The organism is Streptomyces sp. NPDC088762, assembly GCF_044750905.1.
Classification (GTDB): Bacteria; Actinomycetota; Actinomycetes; order Streptomycetales; family Streptomycetaceae; genus Streptomyces.
Genome location: NZ_JBIVKT010000018.1, coordinates 103,796 through 128,875 on the forward strand (window position 1 = coordinate 103,796; position 25,080 = coordinate 128,875).

Sequence of the window (25,080 nt, forward strand, 5' to 3'; positions counted from 1 at the left end):
CCTACTGGCCCGGTGGCGCGTGCACTGCGGTCGGACGGGGCCTAGCGGTCACGGTTCAGGCGCGTGGTGATCCAGAGCATCAGGCAGAGGATGAAGAGGGCGCCGCCGCCGGTCAGGTAGGGGTTGAGGCTGTCGTGGTTGCCGCCGTGCTGCTCGGCCCCCTCCGAGGCGAGGACGACCAGGTTGTGGGCGGTGGAGGAGAGGCTCATCAGGCAGGTACCTATCGAGTCGGGGAGCGGGCGGAGACTTCGCTCACATCGTATGCGGGGGCCTGGGGCACGCTCGCGCCGACTCAGGCGTTGGAGAGGATAGACGCAGAGCGGTCAGGTCGATCCAGGGGAGGGCGCAATGACGGAGACAGGGTTCGGACAGGCACCGGCGCGGGACCGCAGGAGGTTCCCCGGCATTTCCTCGCGGACGTACGAGCATCCGGCGGACCGCTCGGCGCTGGTCGCGCTGCGGAAGCTGAGCGGCTTCGACACCGTGTTCAAGGCCCTGAGCGGGCTGCTCCCGGAGCGCAGCCTGCGGCTGCTGTTCCTGTCGGACTCCGTGCGGGTGGGCGAGACGCAGTTCCCGCACCTGTACGCGATGCTCCGCGACGCCTGCTACATCCTGGACCTGGAGAAGGTCCCGCAGATGTACGTCCAGCAGGACCCGAAGCCCAATGCCATGTGCATCGGCATGGACGAGCCGATCATCGTGGTGACCACGGCCCTCGTCGAGCTGCTTGACGAGGAGGAGATGCGGGCGGTGGTGGGCCACGAGGTGGGCCACGCGCTGTCGGGGCACTCGGTGTACCGCACGATCCTGCTGTTCCTGACGAACCTGGCGCTGAAGGTGGCCTGGATCCCCCTGGGCAACATGGCGATCATGGCGATCGTCACGGCCCTGCGGGAGTGGTTCCGCAAGTCGGAGCTGTCGGCGGACCGGGCCGGGCTGCTGGTGGGGCAGGACGTGCAGGCCTCGATGCGGGGGCTGATGAAGATCGCGGGCGGCAACCACCTCCACGAGATGAACGTGGACGCCTTCCTGGCCCAGGCCGAGGAGTACGAGGCGAGCGGCGATCTGCGCGACTCCGTACTGAAGATCCTCAACATGCTGCCGCGGACGCATCCCTTCACCACGGTGCGGGCGGCCGAGCTGAAGAAGTGGGCGGAGAGCCGCGATTTCCAGCGGATCATGGCCGGCCACTACCCGCGGCGGGACGAGGACAAGGACACCTCGGTGACCGACTCCTTCCGGGAATCGGCCGCGCACTACGCCGATTCGGTGCGCACCAGCAAGGATCCGCTGATGAAGCTGGTGGGTGACATCGCCGGCGGGGCGGGCGACCTGGGCGGCAAGCTCCGCGACAGGTTCACCGGTGCCGGCTCGGGGCCCGCCGCGGGCGGCGGCCCGGGCGCCGAGGGCAAGGGCGGTGGCGGGGCTACGGAGCAGGGCTGACCGGGGTGCCCGTCGGGGTCGCGGGCTGGGCCAGGACGCCGCACAGCCCGGCCGCGCGCCGCGGGTGGCCGACGGCGTACGGGTCGCTCGCGGCCGGGCCCACGGTGGTCGGTCCGGCGCCGGCCAGGGCGGGGCGGAAGCCTCCGGCCGGGTCGGCGGAGCAGTCCTGCGGCCCGGCCATCACGTAGGCCGAGGCCAGCTCCGCCCGCCGGGCGGCGAGGTCCTCCCGGTCGAAGCGCAGCCGCAGCTCGCGGCGGACGGTGAAGAGCGAGGCGCCGTCGGCCGCGGCGGGGGCTCCGGTGGCGGGGCGTACGGCGTACACGAAGGTGTGGTCGGTGGTCACTTCCAGCACGTTCGGGGTGACCTCCGCGACGGAGAGGGTGCCGCCGACCCGGACCCGGGAGTCGGCGAGGACGGCGGTGCCCGGGTCGAAGCGGACCAGCCAGCCGGTGGCGGCGTGCGCGCCGTCGCCGACGGGGGCGCTCATGCTGCGGTCGAACTGCGCCAGCTGGTCGGGGTCGAGCAGCACCCGCACGGGCCGGGAGGCCGTCCCGGCCAGGACGTCGGGGTCCAGCGAGGACTGCACGAGGTAGTCCTTGGCGATGGACAGCGCGGTGACGACCTGCCCGTCGGTGAAGTGCTGGGTGCGCCGCACGGCGGGCAGGGCGATCCCGGACGCCCCGACGCGGAAGTCGGCGGCGGGGCTCGTCGCGTACAGGTCGGCGGGCCGCCCGCCGGGCACGGCGGCGGCGGGCGCGAGGGGGACGACGGTGCTGGCCAGGGGCTGGGCCGGGCCGCCCGCCGGGGGCACGTAGGGGTTGCGCAGCCCCATGTAGACGGCGGCGGCGAAGGCGGTGGCGATGAGCAGCACGAGGAGCATGCCCTGGCGGGCGCCGCGGCCGGGAGTGCCGGTGCGGGAGGCCGATGCGCCGCCCGATGACCAGATCGACCGGCTGCGTACGGCGCGGGCGTGCTCACCCATGCGCTCCTGCGCGGAGTACTCCTGGAGCCGGGCGGCCCGCACGAAGTCCTCGTCGAACACCACCGACCGGAATTCGTCCGCACGGAATTCGTCGTCGCCCCCTCCGATGCCATCGGGGGTGCCGCTGGGTGGATCTCCTGGCACGGCCATCGCTTCTCCCGCTGTCCCCGCTTCAGAGAAGCCCCCACCTCCAACGTAAGCGAGTGGGGTCGTACCTTCAGGGTTGGCGGCCGGAGGGGTACGTAAACGCGCCGACGCCGGTGACTTCCCGCAGGGGGGTGCTGGCGGGCGCGGGGGCGGGATCCGCCTCGCCCGCGGCGCTGCGGTAGACGGCGCTGAAAGCGAGCGCGACCATGCCGAGACCCATCACGAAGGCGAGCACCCAGGCGACGGGACGCAGCCAGGGCGCGCGGCCGCGGTAGGGGCGCAGGCTGCCGCCGTAGGCCCCGTACGGTCCGTCGGAGTAGCCGTGGCCGCGGTCCTGCTCCCAGCCGTGGTCGTCGGAGCCGTACCCGTCGGGGTGGCCGTAACCGTAGCCGTCGTAGTCGTCCTCGCCGGTCCAGCCGCCGGCGACGGCGCGGGCGGCTTCCGCCTCGGCGCGCGCCCGGTCGGCCGCCCGCTGGCGCTCGGCGGCGCTCGGTTCGTGGATCTCGGCGTTCCGGACGAAGTCCTCGTCGAACACCACGGAGGCGAAGTCCTTGTCCGCGCCTCCGCGGTCGTCTGCATGGTCTTCGGGGGTCCCGTCGTCCGGGAACGGCTTGCCCCCCACGTCGTCCGGCACAGGACCAGCGTAGACCTGGGGGGCCGCTTTGGGCAGGGTGTGAGCCGAATCCGGCCACACCGTGTTCAGGCTCCGACTACCTCACGTGACCGTCGCCGGTGACGATGTACTTGGTGGAGGTCAGCTCGGGAAGGCCCATCGGGCCCCGGGCGTGCAGCTTCTGCGTGGAGATCCCGATCTCGGCGCCGAAGCCGAACTGACCACCGTCGGTGAACCGGGTGGACGCGTTCACGGCGACCGTGGTCGAGTCGACCAGCTGGGTGAAGCGGCGGGCGGCGGCCTGCGAGGTGGTGACGATCGCCTCGGTGTGGCCGGAGGTCCAGCGGCGGATGTGGGCGACGGCCTCGTCGAGGGAGTCGACGACGCCGGCGGCGATGTCGTAGGAGAGGTACTCGGCGGCCCAGTCCTCGTCGGTGGCGGGCAGGGTGGTGGCCTTGCCGCCCTCGGCGGCGGCCAGGACCCGGGCGTCGCCGTGGACCGTCACGCCGGCGTCGGCGAGGGCGTCGAGGGCGCGCGGCAGGAAGGCGTCGGCGATGTCGCGGTGGACGAGTAGCGTCTCGGCGGCGTTGCAGACGGAGGGCCGCTGGGCCTTGGAGTTGATGAGGATGTCCACGGCCATGTCCAGGTCGGCCTGGGCGTCGACGTAGACGTGGCAGTTGCCGGTACCGGTTTCGATGACCGGAACGGTGGACTCCTCGACCACGGTCTTGATGAGCGAGGCGCCGCCGCGCGGGATGAGCACGTCGACGAGGCCGCGGGCGCGCATCAGCTCGCGGACGGAGTCACGGGACTCGCCGGGGACGAGCTGGACCGCGTCGGCGGGCAGGCCGGCGCTCTCGACGGCGTCGCGCAGGATGGCCACGAGCGCGGTGTTGGACGCGTACGCGGAGGAGCTGCCGCGGAGCAGGACCGCGTTGCCGGACTTCAGGCAGAGGGCGGCGGCGTCGACGGTGACGTTGGGGCGGGCCTCGTAGATGATGCCGACGACGCCGAGGGGGACGCGGATCTGCCGGATGTCGATGCCGTTGGGAAGGGTGTTGCCGCGGACGACCTCACCGACGGGGTCGGGGAGGGCGGCGACGTCGCGCACGTCGGAGGCGATGGCGGCGATGCGCTCGGGGGTGAGGGTGAGGCGGTCGATGACGGTCTCGCTCGTACCGGCGGCGCGGGCCTTGTCCGTGTCGACGGCGTTGGCCGCGATGATCTCGGCCGTACGGGCCTCCAGCGCGTCCGCGATCGCCAGCAGCGCGGTGTCCTTGGCGGACCGCGGGAGTGGCGCGAGGGCGGCGGCCGCGGTGCGGGCCGCTGCCGCGGTGGCGAGGACGGGCGAGGTGGCGGTGGCGTCGTCGAGCGAGGTCATGCCGCCCAGGGTAGTCCCCGGGCAGCCCCCGGCCGACGCCCTTTCCACCCCGCGAGACGGCCTCCGGCCGGGCCTGCGGGTGCCGCTGCGCGGGGCTGGTCCCCTACCCGCCCTTCCGCCGTTCCCCGGGCGCTGCCCGGAGCCGCCCCAAACGCGGGCGGGGCTGGATGTGGGTCCCTGGGTTCGCGGGTGCGGCTTCAGGATCGGGGCTCCGCCCCGTACCCCGCTCCTCAAACGCCGGAGGGGCTGGATCTTGCCACGTTCAGTACGGGTGGACGCCCACCGGGTGGGCGGGGGGTAGGCCGTAGCCCTCCGCCACCCGTTGGTGGTAGGTGGCGCGGTCGATGACCTCCAGGCCGACGATCTCCCACGGCGGGAGCTGCGCCGAGGAGCGGTGTTCGCCCCAGAGCCGCAGGGCGACGGCCGCCGCGTCGTGGAGGTCGCGGGCCTCCTCCCAGTAGCGGATCTCCGCGTGGTCGTCGGCGTACCGGCTGGTCAGCAGGAAGGGGTGGTCGTGGGCCAGTTGCTCCAGCCCCCGCCGCACCTCGGACAGCGGCGCCGGCTTGCCGGAGACGCTCAGGGTCACGTGCCAGAGGCGGGAGGTCTCGTCCCGGTCGTCTCCGCCACCGCCGCCGTCACCCGCACCGTCGCCCGGACCGACGCTGGTCAGCGCTCGTCTCACCAGTCGCCTCCTCGTCTCCGCCGCGGGTGTCCGCCGCGGGTGTCCGCCCCTCACAGTTGACCAGTCCCCGGCCCGCCGCGCGGCGGTTTTGCCGAACCTCAGCCCTGGAGCAGGACGAGATCGTCCCGGTGGACGACCTCCCGTTCGTACGCGGGTCCGAGTTCCCGCGCGAGATCACGCGTGGAACGGCCCAGCAGCTGCGGCAGTTCCTTGGCGTCGAAGTTGACCAGTCCGCGCGCCACGGCCCGGCCCGAGGTGTCGCGCAGTTCCACCGGGTCGCCCGCCGTGAACTCGCCCTCGACCGCCGCGATGCCCGCCGCGAGCAGCGAGCTGCCGCGCTCGGTGACCGCGCGTACGGCCCCCTCGTCGAGTACGAGGTGTCCCTGGGGGGTGGAGGCGTGCTGGAGCCACAGCAGCCGGTCCGCCGAGCGCCGGCCCGTCGCGTGGAAGTGCGTGCCCGTGGCCCGCCCGGCCAGCGCGTCGGCGGCCTGGCTCGCGGAGGTGAGCACCACGGGGATCCCGGCGGCGGCGGCGATCCGCGCCGCCTCGACCTTGGTGACCATTCCGCCGGTGCCCACGCCCGCCTTGCCCGCGCTGCCGATGGAGACGTGCGCGATGTCCTCGGGGCCGCGGACCTCGTCGATGCGGGTGGTCCCGGGCAGCGAGGGGTCGCCGTCGTAGAGGCCGTCCACGTCCGAGAGGAGGACGAGGAGGTCGGCGCGGACCAGGTGGGCGACCAGGGCGGCGAGGCGGTCGTTGTCGCCGAAGCGGATCTCGTCGGTGGCGACGGTGTCGTTCTCGTTCACGACGGGCAGCGCCCCCATGGCCAGCAGCTGGTCAAGGGTGCGGTACGCGTTGCGGTAGTGGGCCCGGCGGCTGGTGTCGTCGGTGGTGAGGAGCACCTGGCCCACGCGGACGCCGTAGCGCGCGAAGGAGGCGGTGTAGCGGGCGACGAGCAGTCCCTGGCCGACGCTGGCGGCGGCCTGCTGCCGGGCCAGGTCCTTGGGGCGGCGGCGCAGGCCGAGCGGGGACAGTCCGGCGGCGATGGCTCCGCTGGAGACGAGGACGATCTCCTTCTCCCCGCCGCTTCGGGCCTTGGCCAGGACGTCGACCAGCGCGTCCACCCGGTCGGCGTCGAGGCCGCCGGCCGCGGTGGTCAGGGAGGAGGAGCCGACCTTGACCACGATCCTGCGGGCGTCCACGACACCTTGCCTAGCGGCTGACACGTCTTACCCCTTGCCCCTTGCCGGATTGCTGCCGTCTCAATCTACGGGGTGGGCCGCGGCGGCCGCCCGGGGGTTTCAGCCCCTGGACGACCCGGCCTCCGTGGGCTGGGGCTCCTCGGCCCGGGCGGCGGCCCCGGGGACGAGGATCTTGCGCGAGAGCAGGAAGGTGAAGGGGATGGCCACGATCGCGGCGACCAGCGGGGCGATCCGGGTGTCCATCCCGACCCAGGTCACCAGGACGTAGAGGCCGACCGACTGGATCACGTAGTTCGTGACGTTCGTCAGCGGGAAGAGGACGAACTTCTTCCAGGTCGGCCGGGTCCGGTAGGTGAAGTAGGTGTTCATGAAGAACGAGCCGACCATCGCCAGCACGAAGGCGAGCGAGTAGGCGGCGAAGTACGGCATCCACGGGTGCAGGAGCAGGTAGATGCCGAAGAAGGTGGCGGTGTTGACGCCGCCCACGAGGGCGAAGCGGAAGATCTGGCCGAGCTGTTCCCTGCGGCTCATCGGGTGCTGCCGCGGCCGCTGCGCTGGGGCTCGGACGGGGACGGGGACCCGGGCTCCGGGGCGAGTTCCCGCTCCGGGCCGCGCTCCGCGATGCTCGCGCCCGCCACCGCTTCGGCCCGCCGGGCCCGCGCCAGCGGATCGGCGCCGTGGGCCTCCTTCACCAGGAAGTGCGGCCTTCGCTTGGTCTCGTAGTAGATACGGCCGATGTATTCGCCGATCAGACCCAGCATGATCATCTGAACGCCGCCGATGCCGGCGATCAGTGCCACGAGGGTGACGTAGCCCGGCGACTCGACGCCGTTGGTCATCGCCACGATCGTGATCCACAGGGCGTACAGGCCGGTCAGGGCGACCAGCGACACGCCGAGCCAGATCCCGATGCGCAGCGGCCGGTTGTTGAAGGAGATCAGGCCGTCCATGGCGTAGTTCAGCAGCGAGCCGAACTTCCACTTCGTCTCGCCGGCCTCGCGCTGGGCGTTGCGGTAGTCGAAGTGGACGGTGTCGAAGCCGATCCAGGAGAAGAGGCCCTTGGAGAAGCGGTTGTACTCCGGCAGCGAGAGCAGCGCGTCCACGGCCGGGCGCGAGAGGAGGCGGAAGTCGCCGACACCGTCGGTGAGTTCGACGTCGACCCAGCGGTTCACGCCGCGGTAGTAGAGGCGGCTGAGCGCGGAGCGGACCTTCTTGTCGCCCTCGCGCGTGCGGCGGGCGATGATCTGGTCGTGGCCCTGCCGGTGGTAGTCGAGCATGGTCGCGATGAGCTCCGGCGGGTGCTGGAGGTCCGCGTCCATGATCACCACCGCGTCGCCGGTGGCCTCGCGGAGGCCCGCGAGCATGCCCGCTTCCTTGCCGAAATTGCGGCTGAAGGAGACGTAGCGGGTGCGCTCGCCGTGCTCGGCGGCGATCTTGCGGAGCTTGTCGAGGGTGCCGTCGCGGCTCCCGTCGTCGACGTAACAGACCTCGTACTCGACGGGCAGGGCGTCCAGGACCCTGCGGATCTCCACGTCGAAGCTGTCGATCACGGCTTCTTCGTTGTAGCAAGGGACGACTACGGACAGCTTCGTCATGAACACTTCCTGCTGGGTCCGAACGGGTGATTATCGGCGACCGGACCCGCCACTCACCTCTTCCTTAGAAGTATGCACGCCGAGGGTCGGCCTGCCCGAGTCGAGTGCGGCACACGGTAGCTTTGACGGGATAAGCGGAATGAAGCGAAGGGATCGAGGTGCACGTGCCTGACGTCTCCGTGGTCGTCATCGTCTACAACGACGCAGAGCGTCTGTCGACAGCAGTCCAGTCGGTTTTGGACCAGACCCTGCACGGGGTCGAGGTTGTGATCGTCGACGACTGCAGCCAGGACCGCTCGTACGCGGTCGCCCAGGAGCTGGAGGCCGCCCACCCGGGCAGGGTGCGCGCCTTCCGGCTGCCCGAGAACAGCGGCGGCTGCGGCGCGCCCCGCAACCACGGCATCCAGCAGGCCACCGGCACCTACGTCATGTTCCTGGACAGCGACGACGTCCTGGAGCGCAACGCCTGCCGGAACATGCTCGACGCCGCCGAGCGCACCGGCTCCGACCTGGTGTCGGGCATGTGCGTGCGCGTGCACCTCGACAACCGGTGGGGCAAGACCACCGAGTGGTACCCGTGGATCTACTCGCGCACGCGCACCCTGGAGTCGATCACCGAATTCCCCGACCTGCTGGTCTACGACACCCTCTCCACGAACAAGTGCTACCGGCGCGCGTTCCTGCTGGAGCAGGGCCTGGAGTTCCCGGTCGGGATCCACTACGAGGACCTGCTGTTCTCCGCGCAGGCGTACGTCGCGGCCCGCCGCATCACGCTGATCCCGAACCACGTCTACTTCTGGAACGTCGTCGAGAAGGCCGCGTCCAAGTCGATCAGCAACCGGCGCCACGAGATCGCGAACTTCGTCCACCGGATGGAGATCCACCGCCGCGTCGACCAGCTGCTGGCCGCCAAGGGGCACACGGACATCAAGTCCGCGAAGGACGCCAAGTTCCTCAAGCACGACCTGGTCCTGCACCTGCGCGACCTGCCGTTGCTGAGCGACGAGTACCGCCAGGAGTTCGCCCGCCTCGCCAACGGCTACCTCGCCGGGATCGATCCGGCCGCGTACGAGAACGTCACGTACCTCCAGGCGATCTGCGCCTACCTGCTGGGCAAGGAGGACTGGGACAACCTGCTCCCGGCCGCCGACGCGATGACCAACAAGGGCCGGCTCTCCTCGCCGCTCGCCGAGCGGGACGGGCGCGTCTACTGGTGCGCCCGCCACATCGACGGCCCGGACGGCGACGAGGCCCGCCGGATACTGGACGTCACGGAGCAGGGCTTCCACACCACCCCGCTCGGCTCCCTGCAGCTCGGCAACCGCCTCACCTCGTACGAGGACGACGGGCGCGGCACGGTCACGCTGTCCGGCGCCGTCGTCAATCCGCTCGGCCGGATCGCCCCGGACGCGGAGCTGAAGGCCTCCCTGGAGTTCCGGGCCCGCCGGCAGATCGGCGTGCGCTCGTTCAGCTTCCCGGTGGCAACCGTGCGGCACGCCGGTGACACGATCGAGTGGACCGCTACGGCCGACGTCGGCGGCACCGTCCGTCCCCTCGGCATCATCGACGCCGTCTGGGACGTCCGGCTGAAGCTGACCGCCGGCGGCGACCGGGTCACCACCCGCGTCTCGGTCGGCGGCGTGGACCTGGATTCGGCGGCCCGGCTGCGCGTGCGACCGCGGCTGACCCGGCTGGTCTCCGACCGGTTCGAGCCGGAGGTGACCAAGAAGGGCAACCTCTCGTACGTCCTGACCGCCGAGAGCGCCGCCGCCGTCCGCACCCAGAGCCTGCTCAACAACGCCATACAGGGCAAGGCTGCCAACGTGGTCAAGCGGGGCCTGCGCAAGGCCCTGCGGGCCCGCCGGAACATGGGCTCCGGCGAGCAGAAGGTCAAGATCTACCACGAGGTCTTCTCGAAGCTGCCGATCAAGAAGGGCACGGTCGTCTTCGAGAGCCACATGGGCAAGCAGTACAGCGACAGCCCGAAGGCGATCTACGAGGAGATGGTGCGCCAGGGCGCGCCCTTCGAGGCGATCTGGTCGTACGCGGGCGGCAAGCCCACCGGCTTCCCCAAGGAGGCCACGTTGGTGCGGCGCTGGGGCTGGGCCTATCTGCGCGCGCTGGCTCAGGCCGAGTTCTGGGTCGACAACCAGGGCTTCCCGCTGGCCCTCGCCAAGCGCCCTGGGACCACGTACATCCAGACCTGGCACGGCTCCGCGCTCAAGCGGATGGGCTTCCACGAGCCGCGTACCAAGGCGCAGGGCCGCGCGGGCCAGGACAAGTTCCAGGCGGCCATCGACCGCTTCGACCACTTCCTGATCCGCTCCGAGCACGACACCCGGACCCTCGCCAAGGCCTTCCGGCTGCGCGACGAGGTGCTGCTGCGCACGGGCTACCCGCGCAACGACGCCCTGGTGGAGGCCCACCGGAGCGAGGCCCAGAGCGGCGAGCGGGTCCGCGGCCCGCTGGCGGCCGAACTCGGCATCGACCCGGCGACGAAGGTGCTGCTGTACGCGCCGACCTTCCGGGCCGGCGCGGACGGCTCGGTCGAGGGCTTCACCTTCCCCTTCGACGTGGAGGAGTTCGCCGACCGGCTCGGTGACCGCTTCACGCTGCTGGTGCGGACCCACTACCTCAACAGCGTCTCGCTGCCGCCGTCGGTCGCGGGCCGCGTCATCGACGTGTCCCGGCACCACGACATCACCCCGCTGCTGGCCCTCGCCGACGGACTGATCACCGACTACTCGTCCGTGATGTTCGACTACGCGGTCCTGGACCGGCCGATGCTGTTCTTCGCGTACGACTACGAGGAGTACGCCACCGACATCCGCGGCACGTACTTCGACCTGAAGGAGAAGGCCCCGGGCCCGGTGGTGGCCACGGCGGACGAGCTCCTCCAGGCCCTGGCCGCCTTCGAGGAGGCGGACGTCAAGTACGCGGAGGCGCGCCAGCGCTTCCTGACCGAGTTCGGCGAGTACGACCGCGGGGACGCGGCCCGCCAGATCGTCGAGAAGTTCTTCACCAGGAGCGGCAAGTGAGCCAGCAGACCGCCACCCCGGGCGGCCGTGACATCTTCATCGTCTCCAACAACGTCGACGAGCTCGGCGGCGTGACCACCTGGTCGCACCAGATGGCCCGGCTGTTCACCGACCGCGGGCACCGGGTGCACATCGTCGGCATCGCCCCGGTCGCCGAGGAGATCCGCCAGGAGCTGCCGCAGGGCCTGCCGTACGAGGTGACCACCCTCTACGAGACCCACCCGCCGGCGGCCCGCCGGCTGCGCGGCATCAAGGGTCGGCTGAACGCGCCCGAGCGGCGCCGCCAGGCGGCCCGGCGGGCGGGGATGCGCGCCAAGGCGGAGACGCTCAGCGAGCTCTTCCGCGGCGCGCGCCCGGGCGGCGTGGTCATCGTCACCCAGGTCTGGGCGATGGAGTGGGTGGCGCTCGCCGACACCAAGGGGCTCAGCGTCATCGGCATGAGCCACGAGTCCTTCGAGGCCAGCAAGAAGTCCACCCGCGGCGAGCGGGTCCGCCGCCACTACGCGGAGGTCGACCGGCTGCTGGTGCTGACCGCCGAGGACGCGGACCTGTGGATCCGGGCGGGCATGGAGAACGTCGGCAGCATGCCGAACCCGCTGCCCTTCATGCCGGACTCCCCCGCTCCGCGCACCGAGAAGGTCGTCGCGAGCGTCGGCCGCCTCGCCTTCGAGAAGGGCGTCGACCTGCTGCTCGACGCCTGGGCGGACGCCGTCCCGCACCACCCCGACTGGGTCCTGCGGATCTACGGGGCGGGCCTGGAGGAGCCGGCGCTGCGGGCGCACTGCACCTCGCTGGGGCTGGACGACTCCGTGGAGTGGATGGGCAGCACCGGCGACGTGCTCGGCGCGCTGCGCGGGGCTTCGGTCTTCGCACAGGCCTCGCGGGCCGAGGGGTTCCCGATCACGCTGCTGGAGGCCATGGCGGCGGGCCTGCCGGTGGTCGCCTTCGACTGCGCGCCGGGCGTACGGGAGATCGTGACGCACGGCGAGGACGGGCTGCTGGCCCGGCTGGGCAACACGATGGAGCTCGCCGGGCACCTGGACGCGCTCATGTCGGACCGTGAGCTGCGGGACGGGCTCGGCGACGCCGCCTTCGAGTCGGTCAAGCGGTACTCCAGCGCCGAGATCACCGACCGGTGGGAGACCCTGTTCTCCTTCCTGGAGCGCTGACCGCCGAAACCGCCGTACGTACGAAGCCGCCCGCCCCGGATCCCTCCGGGGCGGGCGGCTTCGTCACACGGCAGCGGCCTCGGCTCAGGGGCGGTGGACGTCCTTGTGCGCGTCCTTGCGGGCGGCCTTGTTGGCCTCCCAGCCCGCCCAGGCGGAGGTGACCATCTCGCGGACGTCGTGGCGGGCCTTCCAGCCCAGCTCGCTGGTGATCTTGTCGGCCGAGGCCACGACCTTCGCCGGGTCGCCGGGGCGGCGCGGGCTGATCACCGGGGCGTGGGTGTGCCCGGTGCCCTCGTTCAGCAGGGCGACCATCTCGGCGACGGAGACGCCTTCGCCGCGACCGATGTTGACGGTGAGGTCCTTGTAGTCCCCGGCCGACGCCCACTCGGCGAGCTTGCGGGCCGCCGCCACGTGGGCCTCCGCGAGGTCCTCGACGTGGATGTAGTCGCGGATGCAGGTGCCGTCCGGGGTCGGGTAGTCGTCGCCGAAGATCTTCGCGCCCTGGCCGGCGTCGTAGCGCTCGAAGACCATCGGGACCAGGTTGAAGACGCCGGTGTCGGCCAGCTCGGGGGTCGCGGCGCCCGCCACGTTGAAGTAGCGCAGGCAGGCGGTGGAGATGCCGTGCGCCTTGCCGGCGGCGCGCACCAGCCACTCGCCGGCCAGCTTGGTCTCGCCGTAGGGGCTCAGCGGGGCGCACGGGGTGTCCTCGGTCACCAGATCCACGTCGGGCATGCCGTAGACGGAGGCGGAGGAGGAGAAGAGGAAGTTGCGGATGCCCGCGGCGGCCACGGCCTGGAGCAGGACCGTGAGGCCGTACACGTTCTCGTGGTAGTAGTACAGCGGCTTCTCGACGGACTCGCCGACCTGCTTCTTGCCCGCGAGGTGCACCACGCCGGTGATCTTGTGCTCGGCGATGGTCTCGTCCAGCACCAGCCGGTCCAGGACCGAGCCGACCACCAGCGGGACGCCCTCCGGCACGCGGTCCTCGTTGCCCGTGGAGAGGTCGTCGAGGACGACGACCTTCTCACCCGCGAGGAGCATCGCGCGGACGACGTGCGCGCCGATGTATCCGGCGCCACCGGTGATCAGAAACGTCATGTGTAACTCCTTGGTCCTGTCTTTGGTTCCGCGGCCGGCGGTCGTCGACCCGTCAGCGCGCGACGCGGGCCGCCTTGGCCCGGCCGAGTCTGTTCCGTACGAGGTACATCGCGCCCGCCGCACCCGGCGCGAGGCGCAGGGCCAGCGAACCGGAACCCGTACGGTACGGCTGCGTCAGCAGGACACCGTACCGGCTGCTCGGCAGGGCCCGGCGACGCAGCAGCCCGCCCCGGGGGCGCAGGGAGGTCGACAGAGAGCTCCCGTCCGCGCAGTCCACGACCACTTCGACGTGCCATGCCTGGAGCCTGCGCAGGCCCAGCCGGCGGCCGGTGGCAGCCAGGTCGGCGAGGCGGAAGGGCAGCACGGCCGTCCAGCCGCCGGCATCGGCGCCATCCCGGGTCAGCGGCACCGGCTGGGCCAGTACGGGGTCTCCGCCCGCGCGGGGCAGGAAGCGCAGCTGGGCGGTGAGCGGGCCGGCCTCGGCCAGCCGCCCGTAGAGGTCGTGCAGGCGCAACCGGACGGCGGCGTTGCCGGCCGGCTCGGCGTCTATGGTGACCGGCAGCGCGGCGACCGGCATCTCCCGCAGCCCGTCCAGCTCGACCGGGAGCTCCTCGCTCCACACCGGCACCCCGTCGGCTCCCGTCGCGTACGGGGGCAGCAGGCGCGGCGGCTCGGCGGCGAAACGGGTCAGCCGCTCGACGTCGGCGGGCGGGGTGGCGGTGGCCCGCAGCACCCGGACGATCCAGCGGGCGTGCGGGGCGGCGGCCTCGACGGCGGCCTCGTCGAAGGTGTCGAGGTACTCGCGGGTCAGGGTCCACCAGGCGGTCTGGTAGCCGGGGTCCTTGCCGAGCTCGCGCAGGTACATGCGCAGGTCGTACTCGAGGAACTTCACCTGGCAGGCGCGGCCCAGCTCCGGGGACGCGGCGGCGAGGGTCCGCCAGGCGGTGCGGTGGGCCTCGACGCGGGCGCGCCAGTTCCCCACGTCCTTGCGGTCCAGGGAGATCGACACCTGGGCGGCGTCCCGGCGCACGTGCCAGACGTAGACGAGGTCGCCGATGACCGCGATGCGGGGGGCGGCGGCCAGGACCCGGGCGGTGAAGACGAAGTCCTCGTAGATGAACCGTCCGTCGGGGAACCGGATCCCGTGCTCGTCGAGGAAGGACCGGTCGTACAGCTTGTTGACGCAGAGCGTGTCCCGGACGAGTTCCGGCCGGTCGGCGGGCCGCTCGACGACCTCGCCCGGCGTGTAGAGACCGGGCACCCACGGCACGTCGTGGTGCAGCGGCAGCTCGCGGCGTACGCACGCGCCGACGGTGACCGGCGTGCGGTGCTCCTGGGCAGCGCGCAGCAGGGCCTCGGCCGCCCCCGGTGGCAGGACGTCGTCGCTGTCGAGGAACAGGACGTACGGGGAGGACGCGGCCGCGATCCCGTCGTTGCGCGGGGTGCCGCACCCGCCGCTGTTCTCCGTGCGGTGCACGACCTTGAGGCGGGGGTGTACGGCGGCCAGCTCGTCGAGGACCCGCGCGGTGCCGTCGGACGAGGCGTCGTTCACGGCGATGACCTCGGCGACCGCCGGGCCCTGGGCGAGGGCCGATGCAACGGCCTCGCCCACGAGCCCGGCGTCGTTGTACGCGATCACCACGATGGAGACGGTGGGAGGTTTTGCGCTGCTCACCCGGTGGATCCTAGGCGACCCGGGTAAACATCACTTCAAGGCCGCCCACCGGTCCAAAAAGGGCAGATCAGAACGGCCGGAACTCGTCGTACTCCTGCTGCGCCGAGTCCCCGCGCTTGGCTTCCTTCTCCTTGCGGCGCTGCGTGGCCGGGCGCGGAGCCTCCATGCGGTGGTCCTCGCCGCGACGGCCCAGCATCTCGGCGCCGGCCATCATGGTCGGCTCCCAGTCGAAGACGACCGCGTTCTCGTCGGAGCCGATGGCGACGCCGTCACCGGCGCGGGCGCCGGCCTTCTTCAGCGCGTCCTCGACACCGAGGCGGTTGAGGCGGTCGGCGAGGTAGCCCACGGCCTCGTCGTTGTTGAAGTCGGTCTGGCGGACCCAGCGCTCCGGCTTCTCGCCGCGCACCACGTACACGTCCTCGGCCTCGTCGTAGGCGACCGTGAAGCCGGCGTCGTCCACGGCCTTCGGGCGGATGACGATGCGGGTCGCCTCCTGCTTGGGCTTGCGGGCGCGCGCCTTGGCGACGATCTCGGCGAGGAAGTACGAGAGCTCCTTGAGGCCCGTACGGGCGACCGCGGAGACCTCGAAGACCTTGTAGCCGCGGGCCTCCAGGTCGGGGCGGACCATCTCGGCGAGGTCCTGGCCGTCGGGGATGTCGACCTTGTTGAGGACGACGAGGCGCGGGCGCTTCTCCAGGCCGCCGCCGTAGATCCTGAGCTCTTCCTCGATGACGTCGAGGTCGGCGACCGGGTCGCGGTCGGACTCCAGGGTGGCGGTGTCCAGCACGTGCACGAGGACCGAGCAGCGCTCGACGTGACGCAGGAACTCCAGGCCGAGGCCCTTGCCCTGGCTGGCTCCGGGGATCAGGCCGGGGACGTCGGCGATCGTGTAGACGGTCGAACCGGCGGTGACCACGCCCAGGTTGGGGACGAGGGTGGTGAACGGGTAGTCCGCGATCTTCGGCTTGGCGGCGGAGAGCACCGAGATCAGCGAGGACTTGCCGGCGCTCGGGAAACCTACCAGCGCCACGTCGGCGACGGTCTTGAGCTCCAGGACGATGTCGCCGGTGGTGCCGGGGACGCCGAGGAGCGCGAAGCCGGGGGCCTTGCGGCGGGCCGAGGCGAGCGCCGCGTTGCCGAGGCCGCCGCGGCCGCCCTCGGCGGCGACGTAGGTGGTGCCCTGGCCGACGAGGTCGGCGAGGACGTTGCCCTCCTTGTCGAGGACGACGGTGCCGTCCGGGACGGGCAGGATCAGGTCCTGGCCGTCCTTGCCGGAGCGGTTGCCGCCCTCGCCGGGCTTGCCGTTGGTGGCCTTGCGGTGCGGGCTGTGGTGGTAGTCCAGCAGGGTGGTGATCGCCTGCTCCACCACCAGGATCACGTCACCGCCACGGCCGCCGTTGCCGCCGTCGGGGCCGCCGAGCGGCTTGAACTTCTCCCGGTGAACGGAGGCGCAGCCGTGGCCCCCGTTACCCGCGGCGACGTGCAGCTCGACGCGGTCCACGAAGGTGGTCATGGTTGTTCCTCCAGATACAGCGGGAATGGTCCGGAAAGTCCGGTGGCAGACCTAGCTGCCCATTAAACGTGCCTGAGCGTGTCTCTGAGACAACGCGCCGAGGGCGGACCTCTCTTCCCGGCTGACGCCGGGAAGAGGTGAGATCCGCCCTCGGGAAGTTACGTACGCGCGATCAGCAGGAGCTGGATCAGGCGGCCGGAACGATGTTGACGACCTTGCGGCCACGGTGCGTGCCGAACTGGACGGAGCCAGCCTGCAGCGCGAACAGCGTGTCGTCGCCACCGCGACCGACACCCGCACCCGGGTGGAAGTGGGTGCCGCGCTGGCGGACGAGGATCTCGCCGGCGGAAACGACCTGACCGCCGAAGCGCTTCACGCCGAGCCGCTGGGCATTGGAGTCGCGCCCGTTCCGGGTGGACGATGCGCCCTTCTTGTGTGCCATGTCTCAGTCCCTCTTACTTCGCAGCCGCGGGGATACCGGTGACCTTGATCGCCGTGTACTGCTGACGGTGACCCTGGCGACGGCGGTAGCCGGTCTTGTTCTTGTAGCGCAGGATGTCGATCTTGGCGCCCTTGTGGTGGTCCACGACCTCGGCCGTGACCTTGATGCCGGCCAGGACCCACGGGTCGCTGGTCACGGCGTCGCCGTCGACAACGAGCAGGGTCGAGAGCTCGACCGTGTCGCCAACCTTGGCAGTGGAAATCTTGTCAACCTCAACGATGTCACCAACAGCAACCTTGTGCTGGCGACCACCGCTGCGCACGATGGCGTACACGCGGATCTCTCTCTCGCTCGATGGGAACCCCTGAAGCCAGCCGGCCCCGCGGGAACCGCAGGCCGGCCTCCCCCACACCGCGAGGCGGTACGGGAGGTGAGGTGCTCAGTGGATGGCGTGCACGTAGACACGCCAGCAACCTAGGTTACGGGCCCCGGTCCGATGAATCAAACCGGGGCCCAGCGGCACGCCAGGACCGGCGCGGCCCCCTCCGGCCGGCTAAGCCAAGCCGGAGGAGAACGTCACGATGGGACCGTCCTCGGAATCAATGACCCGAACATCGAAATTCCGCTCGGGAAATTCTGCGCGCAAGGCAGCCCGCCATGTCTTCACAATGCAGTCAGCAGCGAACTTCAACGCCTGCCAATCTTCCTCCACGTCCTCCGATTCGACGATCTGCCAAACTCGGAGTTGATTGAGCGTCGCCTCAATTTTCCGGGTGTCGCCGGAGAGGCTGTCATGCCACAGTTCGAAATTTGGCTCCTCGTATGCGCGATCCCACAGCACACAGCCTTGAACTTCGACAAACCTAGGCCAGAGCAGCCGAGACAATGCCACCAGCATGGCTAGATCGCCGTTGCTTTTCACGTAATCGACATAATCGACGCCACCTCCCCACTCATCTGCCCAGGATTTAATTCCCGGATATTCCATCGGATCATCCATCGGCAACTCCTTCAGGTCACTCACGCAGATGAGGTCGAACGCGCGCTGAAACAGGGAAATACTTAGACGCCCGCCATTTTGCTGGCGGGCGCCTAAGTGTTGGGCGCAGCTATTACGATATTTGACTATCTACAGATCTGGTGGGCTGCTCCGATCACGTCGCGCGCCACCTACCGACAGCCGCACAGCCGCTCTTCCGGCCGTAGGGGCCGCGGCAACTTTGCCCAGGTACGGAAGACCTGTCCAGTCTTCGGATTCGTGTTCTTCACCATGTCGAGGATGTGCGGGGCCGGTATGCCGGCATGGGGGGCCGAAGCGGGGTCCACGTCTGCACGCTGCAGCATCTCGCCGTCATCGTCATACCTTGCATAAGCAGTAACCGTACCGTCCTCCTTCTGACGGAAGAGCGTCTCGCCGGGGTCGGCAGTCTTGGGGAAGCGTCCACTCACCTGCCGCGCACCTGCGAGGCTCAGCCCGCCGGTATCGCAATTGTGCACGAGTACCGGCACCGTCGCGGCCAGCACGTAGTACGTGTGGATGCCCTCAATGGTCAGGTCGTGCGTCCGGCGCAGTTCATTGAAGAATCGCATTCCCGACAGTTCGACAGTGGCGCCGGTCGGCGTACGCAACCGCATTCCCGGCCTCAGGTCACCTGCATCGATGAAACGCTGTTCGCTCTCGACCCAGAAGGGGTGGGTGACAGTCGAGACGAGTGACGCCTCTCCAGCCCCGGTGTCCATCGTCAGATCGACGAAGTGCTTGTCATCACGGGTAACGATCGTGCCGACGACTTCCCGCGTCACGTTCTCACCAGTCGACGGGTCCGTCGTGGTGATCCGGTCCCCGACCTTGACGTCTTCGATCTTCTTCGTTGATCCGTCGTCAAGCAGGACTTCCGTGCCCGGCAGGAAGCTGTGCGGGATGGGGCAGCTGCCGCCGGAACCCTTGAACCGAGCCTTCGCTGCCGCCAATGCGCCCTTGGCCTTTTCGACCTTCTCCGAGGTCTTGAACCAGGCCTTGACCCCGTCTACCAGGTCGAGCGCCAGCCCGCCCAGTTTCTTGACGAGAGACGCGGCCTTCTCCCATTGGGTCGGCCAGCCGTACTTCTTGAGGACCTTGCCGGCGATGCCGCCGGCGAAGCTGCTCGCGATGTTGAGCGCCGTTTCACCGCACGCACCCAGGTCGCCGCTGGAGAAGCAGTCCAGGGCCGCCGTCACACCGAGCTCATCCATGAGGATTTTGGTGATCTGCTTGACGGCGTTCTTGATCTTCGCCTTGGTGCGGTTGTGCTCGCCCTCGGCATCACGCAGATCGTTCTCGGCGTCCGTGACCGGGGGCGGCGGCGGGTCGTCCTTGTCGGGCTTCGGGGTGTACCTGCCGTTCGTGCAGTCGTCCCTGCCCTGGCAGAACGCACGCTCGTCCGGGTCGTACAGACCGCTCGGGTCGCTCGCCGAGACCGGACGGTTGTGCGCGTACGCGTACGCGTTCAGCTGCTGGGCGTCGCTCGTGTCGACGACCGGGTCCGGGGTGATGAACTTGCCCAGGAACGGGTCGTACTCGCGTGCCCCGATCGTCGTGAGACCCGTGGACGCGTCGATCGTGCCGCCGACGAAGCCCTTTTCGCCCTTCCAGGTGCCCTGGGGGGTGCCACGGCTGTTGCCGTAGGGGTCCATGCGGCGCTGGGTGACCGCACCTGTGGTGGCGTCGATCGACATCTCGGCCGTGCCGTGGTGGTCGGAGGCCAGGAACGAGAGCTTCTTGTCCGGGGTGCGGATCGCGATGCTCTGTCCCGCGAAGGCGTAGTACCGCGTCGCCTTGGCGGTGGTCGTCCCCGCGTCCAGGCGCAGCTCCATGCCCGGCAGGTACACCGTGGTGCCGGTGGCGTCCTTGCGCTGGACCCGGCCGCCGTCGGGGCCGTAGAGGAACGTCGTCTCCGACGCCTCGTTTGTGCCCGGCGTGGTGACGTCGTCCGGCTGACTGTTCTTGACCGGGTCGCCGAGGGCGTTGTACTCCAGGGTCTGGGTGTTGCCTCCGATCGTGCGGGTGGTGGTGTTGCCGGCCGTGTCGTAGCCGTAGGTGTACTGGTGGTCGCCGGTCGGGGTGTTCTCCACGACCTTCTCGACCCGGTGGGTGCCCGCCTTGTAGGTGAAGGTGCGCTTGACGTCCTTCGAGGCGGTCAGACCGGTGTCGTGCGCCGTCTCGGTGAGGCGGTTGCCGACCGAGTCGAAGGTGTACGAGTTCCAGTACGGCGCCGGGCCTCCCAGCGCGGAGGCGCCGGGAGCCGTGTTGCAGGCCGCCGGACCCGATCCCGAGACCGGGACCTGACTGCCGACCGTGCCGGACGCGGCTGCTGCGGCCTTGGTCGTGGCCGGGGTCCAGGACTCCGTCATGCGGGCCTGGTAGTCGTACGCGAAGCACTGCAGGTCGGGCGTGCCCGCTCCCGCCACGTCCGCGATGGACTTGACGTTGCCGACCTGGTCGTACGAGTAGTTCGACTGCTTGGCAGGCCCGGTGGTCGAGCCGTAGACGTCCACCTTCGACTGCATCAGCCGGTCGGTGCCGGTCTCGTACTGGAAGGTCTGCCAGACCTTCTTGCCTCCGTTGTTCAGTTCCAGCTGCTGTAGGAGCGTCCGGCCGGACCACGTGGCGTCGGTGACGTACGGGGTCGCGCCCGTCATGGTCTTCAGGCGCTGGATGTCGTCGTAGGTGTAGGCGAGGGTCTCGGCGTCGAGACCGCCCGCAGCCGGGAGCGAGTCGCTCTGCTTGCTGCCGTCACGGTTGTAGGCACTGCTGAAGACATAGGTGCCGGCCAGGCCCGTTCCCGACGAAGCGGGGACGGTGTAGGCCGTCTTCAGCGGCTGGTAGAACTCGTCCATCGCCTGGACGATCGTGCCGAAGTACTCCGTTGCGTTGACGTAGCGCAGTGAAGCCCATCCGTAGCCGAGCCAGCCGGCCTTGTCGTACCGCTGCTCCGTGAGCTTGGTCCCGGTGTTCGCGGGGCCGTCCCACGTCGTCAGGACGCGGTCGAGCTTGTCGTAGACCGTCGAGACCGTCTTGCCGCGGGCGTCCGTGGTGGACGTCGGCCGGTCGGCCTCGTCGTAGGCCGTCGTACGCTTGCCCGAATCCGGGTCCACCGCCTCGATCAGCCGGTCGAGCTGGTCGTACTTGTACGACCACACGTTGTTCGCCGGGTCGGTGAGCTGCTGGAGCTTGCCCGTCGGGGTGTACGTGTACTTGGTGGCGTCGTAGCCGGAGGTCGGCCCGTTCGGCACCGGGGAGGCGCCCTTGTAGTGACGGACCTCGGTGGTCCGCCCCTGCGCGTCGATCAGGGTCGTCGTGGGCGTGCCACCGGCCGGCGGGTCCACATGGGTGCGGTCGCCGCCGTGGACGATCGTGGTCCGCCACTGCTCACCGCCGGCCACGGCGGAGATCTGGGCCGTGGTACGGCCCAAGCCGTCGTACTCGTACAGGGTCTGCGCGCCCACATCGCCGTTGCGGACGATCAGCAGCTCGTCGGAGACCGCCCCCGCCGCGTTGTACGTGGCGTTGACCTTGGCGATCTTTCCGGTCGGCGTGTAGAAGGTGTCCGCCACCATACGGGTGCCGGACGGTCCCTCCGTCTGCTTCTGGCGCGGCCGCAGCAGGCTGTCGTAGAGGACGTACTCCGCGCCGTAGGAGCCGTCGATCTCGATCTTCTCGGTCTTCAGCGCGACCGGCTTGTCGAGACGGTAGTTGTAGCTGTACTTGACGCTCGGCGTCTGGCCGGCGCTCTTCGAGCGGTCCGGGAGCCAGACGGAGACCAGTCGGCCGAGCGGATCGAAGGCGAGGTCGCCGCGCTTGCCGTTCGGATCGGTCTGGCCGGTGGACAGGCCCCAGGCGGGGTCGTAGTCCCTCGTGTTGACGTGACCGAGGGCGTTGGTGACCTTGGTCTGGGAGATGAGGCCGTTGACGTCGGTGTACGCCGTCTTGGTGTCGGCGCCCGCGGCGTCGGTCTGCGTGGTCGGCCGGCCGAAGGCGTCGTACGCCGTCGTACCGGTGACCTGGTATGTGGCCGTCGTCCCGTTGTGGGACGTCATGCGCTCGGTCTGCGTCGCGTTGCCCACGGTGGGCGCGGCGCCGAAGGCCAGGCCGTCGTACGAGGTGCGCTCGTCCGAGATCACCTGCGTCCTGCGGTCAGGAGCCGTGGCGCACTTCACCGAGACGGACTCGACGCGCGAGGTCGCGGCGAGGATGTTGGCCGCCGCGTTGTCCGCGTAGGTCGTACGGGTGCAGGTGTCGTCGGCCGTGGTCGACAGGTCGCCCAGGTCCTCCGACTCCAGGATCCGGCCGGTGCCGTTGGTCAGGTCGTACGTGGCGTTCGACTCCGCCTCGCGGCGGCCGTCGCCGCCCTCGGTCACCGTGTAGCCGCGCGTCTTGACGGTCCTGGTGAACGAGGCGTGGCTGGTGCCCCAGGTGTTGGTGTCCGTCGCGGTGTAATGCCGCATCGGGGTCTTGATGACCTTCGAGACGAGCTTGTCGCCGTCGTAGGTGGCGGACTCCAGCTCGTGCCCGCTGAACTCCTTGTAGTCGGTGTAGGTGCCGCCTTCGGAGTCGGTGACCGTGACCGAACGGGTGCCTCCGGCGGAGTTCTTGTCCCCGTCCATGCCCTGGAGGTACGTGTAGTCGACCCGGGTCTTCGTGGTGGCCGTGCCACCAGTGGTCACCGTGACCTTGCCGTAGCCCTGCCAGCCGCCCCAGGTGAGGTACTTGTCCTCGGTGATGCCGTCCGGTTCGGCCTTACGCCAGGCCGCCGGGCCCTGGTAGGCGTAGTCCGTGACCTGCTGGGGGGCGCCGCCCGTCCGGTCGGTCTCGATGACCTGGGCGACGACGTACTTGTGGAACCAGTCGGTGATCGGGTCGAGGAAGCCCGGGGGCGACCAGACGACCGGGTAGCACCGCTGGGTGGACTCGCCCGGCTTGGGCAGGGCTTCCTTGGTGCACTCCGCCGGGGCGTAGTTCACGTCCAGTTGGGCGCCGGTCTCGCTGAGGACCGTGGACAGGCGGAAGCGGTAGAAGGGAGCGATGCTCTCGTTCAGGCCGTCGACCCGGTTCTTGAGCTGGGTACCCATCAGTTCGACCGAGGGGACGCTCGCGGTGCCGCCCCTGCGGCCCTCGTGGTCGATCTTCGACAGCCACAGCGTCTTCGACTGGTCGCCGTTGTCGGTGAACTGGTGGGTGAACGTCCAGGCCTCGACGTCGTCGTAGTTCGTGGCGTCCTTGCGGATCTGCGTGGTGACGCCGGTCAGCCGCTGGCGGGTCCAGAAGGAGGCCGCGACCTGCGTGGCAGTGCACTTGGTGCTCGGCGCGCAGTAGCGGTCCATCGGGACGTCGGGCCAGAAGGCGGCGTTCTCCTTCTTGAAGTCGGTCGGGAGGCACTTGAAGGTCTCGGTCGGCAGGCACCGCTCCTGCGTGGTGAACACGACGCGGGCCGGCGCCTTGGCCGAGTAGACCGTGGCCTCGCGCTGGCCGTAGTCGATGCGCTTGAGGTAGCCGCCGGCCGTGTACGGGGTGCCGTTGACGTCGGTCTTGCCGTTCAGGGCGTAGTGGTTCGTCTCCTTGCCGTAGAAGTACGACATGACGCTGCCCTGGCGGTCCTTGACGTAGTCCAGGTTCCAGCGCCAGGCCTGCTGGCAGGAGGCGTTCGCGAACGTGGCGTTGTAGCAGGGCTCACCCGAGTTGTTGCCGAAGACGGGGGCGGTCCAGACCGAGGAGGTCTCCTCGTTGCCCGTGGCCCAGCCCGGCAGACGGTTCTTGCCGAAGTAGTACTCGGTGCCGTCGGCCGTGGTGATCTTCCAGTGCTCGCCGTCGTTGTCGCCGTTCACGGCGCCGGTGAGCTGCTCGACCTTGGAACCGTCGTCGGAGGCGAGCCGCCACTTGCCGTCGGCGTCACCCTTGATCAGCTCGGTGGCCGAGCCGTTGAGCATGACGGTGGCGTTGTCGAAGGCCCAGCACTGCTCGGCGGAGGACGTCTGGCCGTCCTTCGCACAGGGCTTGTAGCGGCGCTCGACGTAGCCGGGCTCGTAGGAGAAGCCCTCACCGAGCCAGGAGCCCTGGTTGTTGGTGTCCGAGGTACGTCCGTCCGCGGACTGCGAGGAGTAGCCGAGGCCGACCGTCGGCACCTGGCCGCCCGGGACCGGGGGCGTGCGCAGCGGGTACGACCAGGAGAAGCCGCCCGAGGAGTTCGACACGCTCCACTTCGCCGACGGAGCGAGCGGAGTGGCCGCATAGTTGCCCTGCGAGGACGAGTCACCGGCCGCGAGGGCGACCATCGAGCCGCTCGCGGACGGACCAGCCGCCATCGTGGACATGCCGGCCGTACGCGCCGGAGCGGTCAGATCCGCGGAGACCGTCTTCGTCTTCGGATTGTTGACCGTCTTGAGCGGCTTGGGGAGTTCGGGGCAGGCTGCGGTGCCGGGGTCGGCGACCGCAGCACAGGCCGGCAGCTCGACGAGTTGGAGGCGGGATCCGTAGGCGCCGCCGAAGCCGTCGGCGAAGGCCGAGTAGTCGACGTTCAGCCGGACCTGGCCGCCGTCGGCGGCCTGGTCGGCCCGCTGGACGCGCAGCAGCGCGCCCACGCCGAGCTTGGCGGCCCGCTCGGGGGCCAGCACGTCGACCTGGACCTTGCCGGGCTGCTTGGCCCCGCCGACCGCGGCGGCCTTGAAGGAGGCGGCCGGGGCCTTCGCCCCGGGCTCCTTCGGGGCGGTGACGGTGACGGGGAGGCCGCCGACCTTCACCTGGGCTGCGGCAACACCCAGTTCGGCGCTGCCGCTGCCCGGCCAGACCGGCTTGTCGAGCTTCTTGACGGCCGCCTTGGCGGCGGCGTTCGCGGGGCGGCCCTTGGGCTTGGCCTTCGTTCCCTTCACGGGGTCGCCGAAGTTCTGGACTCCGGGCCGCTTGGTGCCGCCGGGAGCGGCTTCGAGGGCCTGTACGGAGGAGGCGGACAGAGCAAGGCTCAGTCCGATGACGACGGACCCCAGTGTCCGCCTGGATATGCGCCGATTGAGCAATCGGCCGCGTAGAGACATCAGTGCACTCCACAGAGTTCGAGCAGGAAGGTGGTG

General features: G+C 70.1%; 18 protein-coding genes. 3 read left to right on the forward strand and 15 right to left on the reverse strand.

The window, feature by feature from the left end; all coding sequences use genetic code 11:
* Nucleotides 1–41: 41 nt before the first annotated feature.
* Nucleotides 42–209 carry a hypothetical protein gene (locus tag ACIP5M_RS30615; RefSeq protein WP_382646447.1) on the reverse strand — a complete coding sequence of 56 codons (168 nt, stop codon included), beginning with the start codon at nt 207–209 and terminating at the stop codon, nt 42–44.
* A gap of 139 nt (nt 210–348) precedes the next feature.
* Between ACIP5M_RS30615 and ACIP5M_RS30620 the strand changes: the two genes are divergently transcribed.
* Nucleotides 349–1,443, forward strand: coding sequence for a M48 family metallopeptidase (locus ACIP5M_RS30620; protein WP_401202669.1), 1,095 nt, complete (start codon nt 349–351; stop codon nt 1,441–1,443).
* Here the strand turns inward: ACIP5M_RS30620 and ACIP5M_RS30625 are convergent.
* The 7 genes from ACIP5M_RS30625 to ACIP5M_RS30655 all read right to left on the reverse strand — a co-directional run bounded on the left by ACIP5M_RS30625 (nt 1,427) and on the right by ACIP5M_RS30655 (nt 8,045).
* Nucleotides 1,427–2,575: a hypothetical protein gene (locus ACIP5M_RS30625; protein ID WP_401202670.1), complete on the reverse strand. Its 1,149-nt coding sequence runs from the start codon at nt 2,573–2,575 to the stop codon at nt 1,427–1,429. The genes ACIP5M_RS30620 and ACIP5M_RS30625 overlap by 17 nt on opposite strands.
* Nucleotides 2,576–2,642: 67 nt before the next feature.
* Nucleotides 2,643–3,206 (reverse strand): hypothetical protein, encoded by a 564-nt coding sequence (locus ACIP5M_RS30630; protein WP_401202672.1) that lies wholly within the window; start codon nt 3,204–3,206, stop codon nt 2,643–2,645.
* 76 nt (nt 3,207–3,282) lie between these two features.
* The gene (locus tag ACIP5M_RS30635; protein WP_401202674.1) at nt 3,283–4,566 is read right to left on the reverse strand and encodes a glutamate-5-semialdehyde dehydrogenase; all 1,284 of its coding nucleotides are present in this window, start codon (nt 4,564–4,566) and stop codon (nt 3,283–3,285) included.
* Nucleotides 4,567–4,828: 262 nt separating this feature from the next.
* Entirely contained in the window at nt 4,829–5,302 is a 474-nt protein-coding gene (locus tag ACIP5M_RS30640; protein WP_401202676.1) for a hypothetical protein, read from the reverse strand.
* A 44-nt stretch (nt 5,303–5,346) separates the two neighbouring features.
* A complete protein-coding gene (gene proB / locus ACIP5M_RS30645; RefSeq protein ID WP_401202677.1) occupies nt 5,347–6,474 on the reverse strand; it encodes a glutamate 5-kinase in 1,128 nt (375 codons plus the stop codon).
* Nucleotides 6,475–6,549: 75 nt separating this feature from the next.
* Nucleotides 6,550–6,981, reverse strand: coding sequence for a GtrA family protein (locus ACIP5M_RS30650; protein ID WP_401202679.1), 432 nt, complete (start codon nt 6,979–6,981; stop codon nt 6,550–6,552).
* Nucleotides 6,978–8,045, reverse strand: coding sequence for a glycosyltransferase family 2 protein (locus ACIP5M_RS30655; protein ID WP_401202680.1), 1,068 nt, complete (start codon nt 8,043–8,045; stop codon nt 6,978–6,980). The genes ACIP5M_RS30650 and ACIP5M_RS30655 overlap by 4 nt, the downstream gene beginning before the upstream one ends.
* Before the next feature lie 158 nt (nt 8,046–8,203).
* On the opposite strand from ACIP5M_RS30655, the gene ACIP5M_RS30660 reads away from it, so the two are divergent.
* Together ACIP5M_RS30660 and ACIP5M_RS30665 are read left to right on the forward strand one after the other, a co-directional pair.
* Nucleotides 8,204–11,083 (forward strand): CDP-glycerol glycerophosphotransferase family protein, encoded by a 2,880-nt coding sequence (locus ACIP5M_RS30660; protein WP_401202681.1) that lies wholly within the window; start codon nt 8,204–8,206, stop codon nt 11,081–11,083.
* Nucleotides 11,080–12,252, forward strand: coding sequence for a glycosyltransferase (locus ACIP5M_RS30665; protein ID WP_401202682.1), 1,173 nt, complete (start codon nt 11,080–11,082; stop codon nt 12,250–12,252). The genes ACIP5M_RS30660 and ACIP5M_RS30665 overlap by 4 nt, the downstream gene beginning before the upstream one ends.
* An 84-nt stretch (nt 12,253–12,336) precedes the next feature.
* Here ACIP5M_RS30665 and galE read toward each other — a convergent pair whose 3' ends face one another.
* From galE to ACIP5M_RS30700, 7 genes are all read right to left on the reverse strand, one after another.
* A complete protein-coding gene (gene galE, locus ACIP5M_RS30670; protein WP_401202685.1) occupies nt 12,337–13,350 on the reverse strand; it encodes a UDP-glucose 4-epimerase GalE in 1,014 nt (337 codons plus the stop codon).
* A gap of 52 nt (nt 13,351–13,402) precedes the next feature.
* Nucleotides 13,403–15,025, reverse strand: coding sequence for a glycosyltransferase family 2 protein (locus tag ACIP5M_RS30675; protein ID WP_401202688.1), 1,623 nt, complete (start codon nt 15,023–15,025; stop codon nt 13,403–13,405).
* A 67-nt stretch (nt 15,026–15,092) separates the two neighbouring features.
* The gene (gene obgE / locus ACIP5M_RS30680; protein ID WP_401202691.1) at nt 15,093–16,538 is read right to left on the reverse strand and encodes a GTPase ObgE; all 1,446 of its coding nucleotides are present in this window, start codon (nt 16,536–16,538) and stop codon (nt 15,093–15,095) included.
* A gap of 187 nt (nt 16,539–16,725) precedes the next feature.
* Entirely contained in the window at nt 16,726–16,980 is a 255-nt protein-coding gene (gene rpmA / locus ACIP5M_RS30685; protein WP_226732937.1) for a 50S ribosomal protein L27, read from the reverse strand.
* A gap of 13 nt (nt 16,981–16,993) precedes the next feature.
* Entirely contained in the window at nt 16,994–17,314 is a 321-nt protein-coding gene (gene rplU, locus ACIP5M_RS30690; RefSeq protein ID WP_015033583.1) for a 50S ribosomal protein L21, read from the reverse strand.
* A gap of 219 nt (nt 17,315–17,533) precedes the next feature.
* The gene (locus ACIP5M_RS30695) at nt 17,534–18,004 is read right to left on the reverse strand and encodes a hypothetical protein (protein WP_401202694.1); all 471 of its coding nucleotides are present in this window, start codon (nt 18,002–18,004) and stop codon (nt 17,534–17,536) included.
* Nucleotides 18,005–18,150: 146 nt separating this feature from the next.
* Entirely contained in the window at nt 18,151–25,044 is a 6,894-nt protein-coding gene (locus ACIP5M_RS30700) for an RHS repeat-associated core domain-containing protein (protein WP_401202696.1), read from the reverse strand.
* Nucleotides 25,045–25,080: the final 36 nt, after the last annotated feature.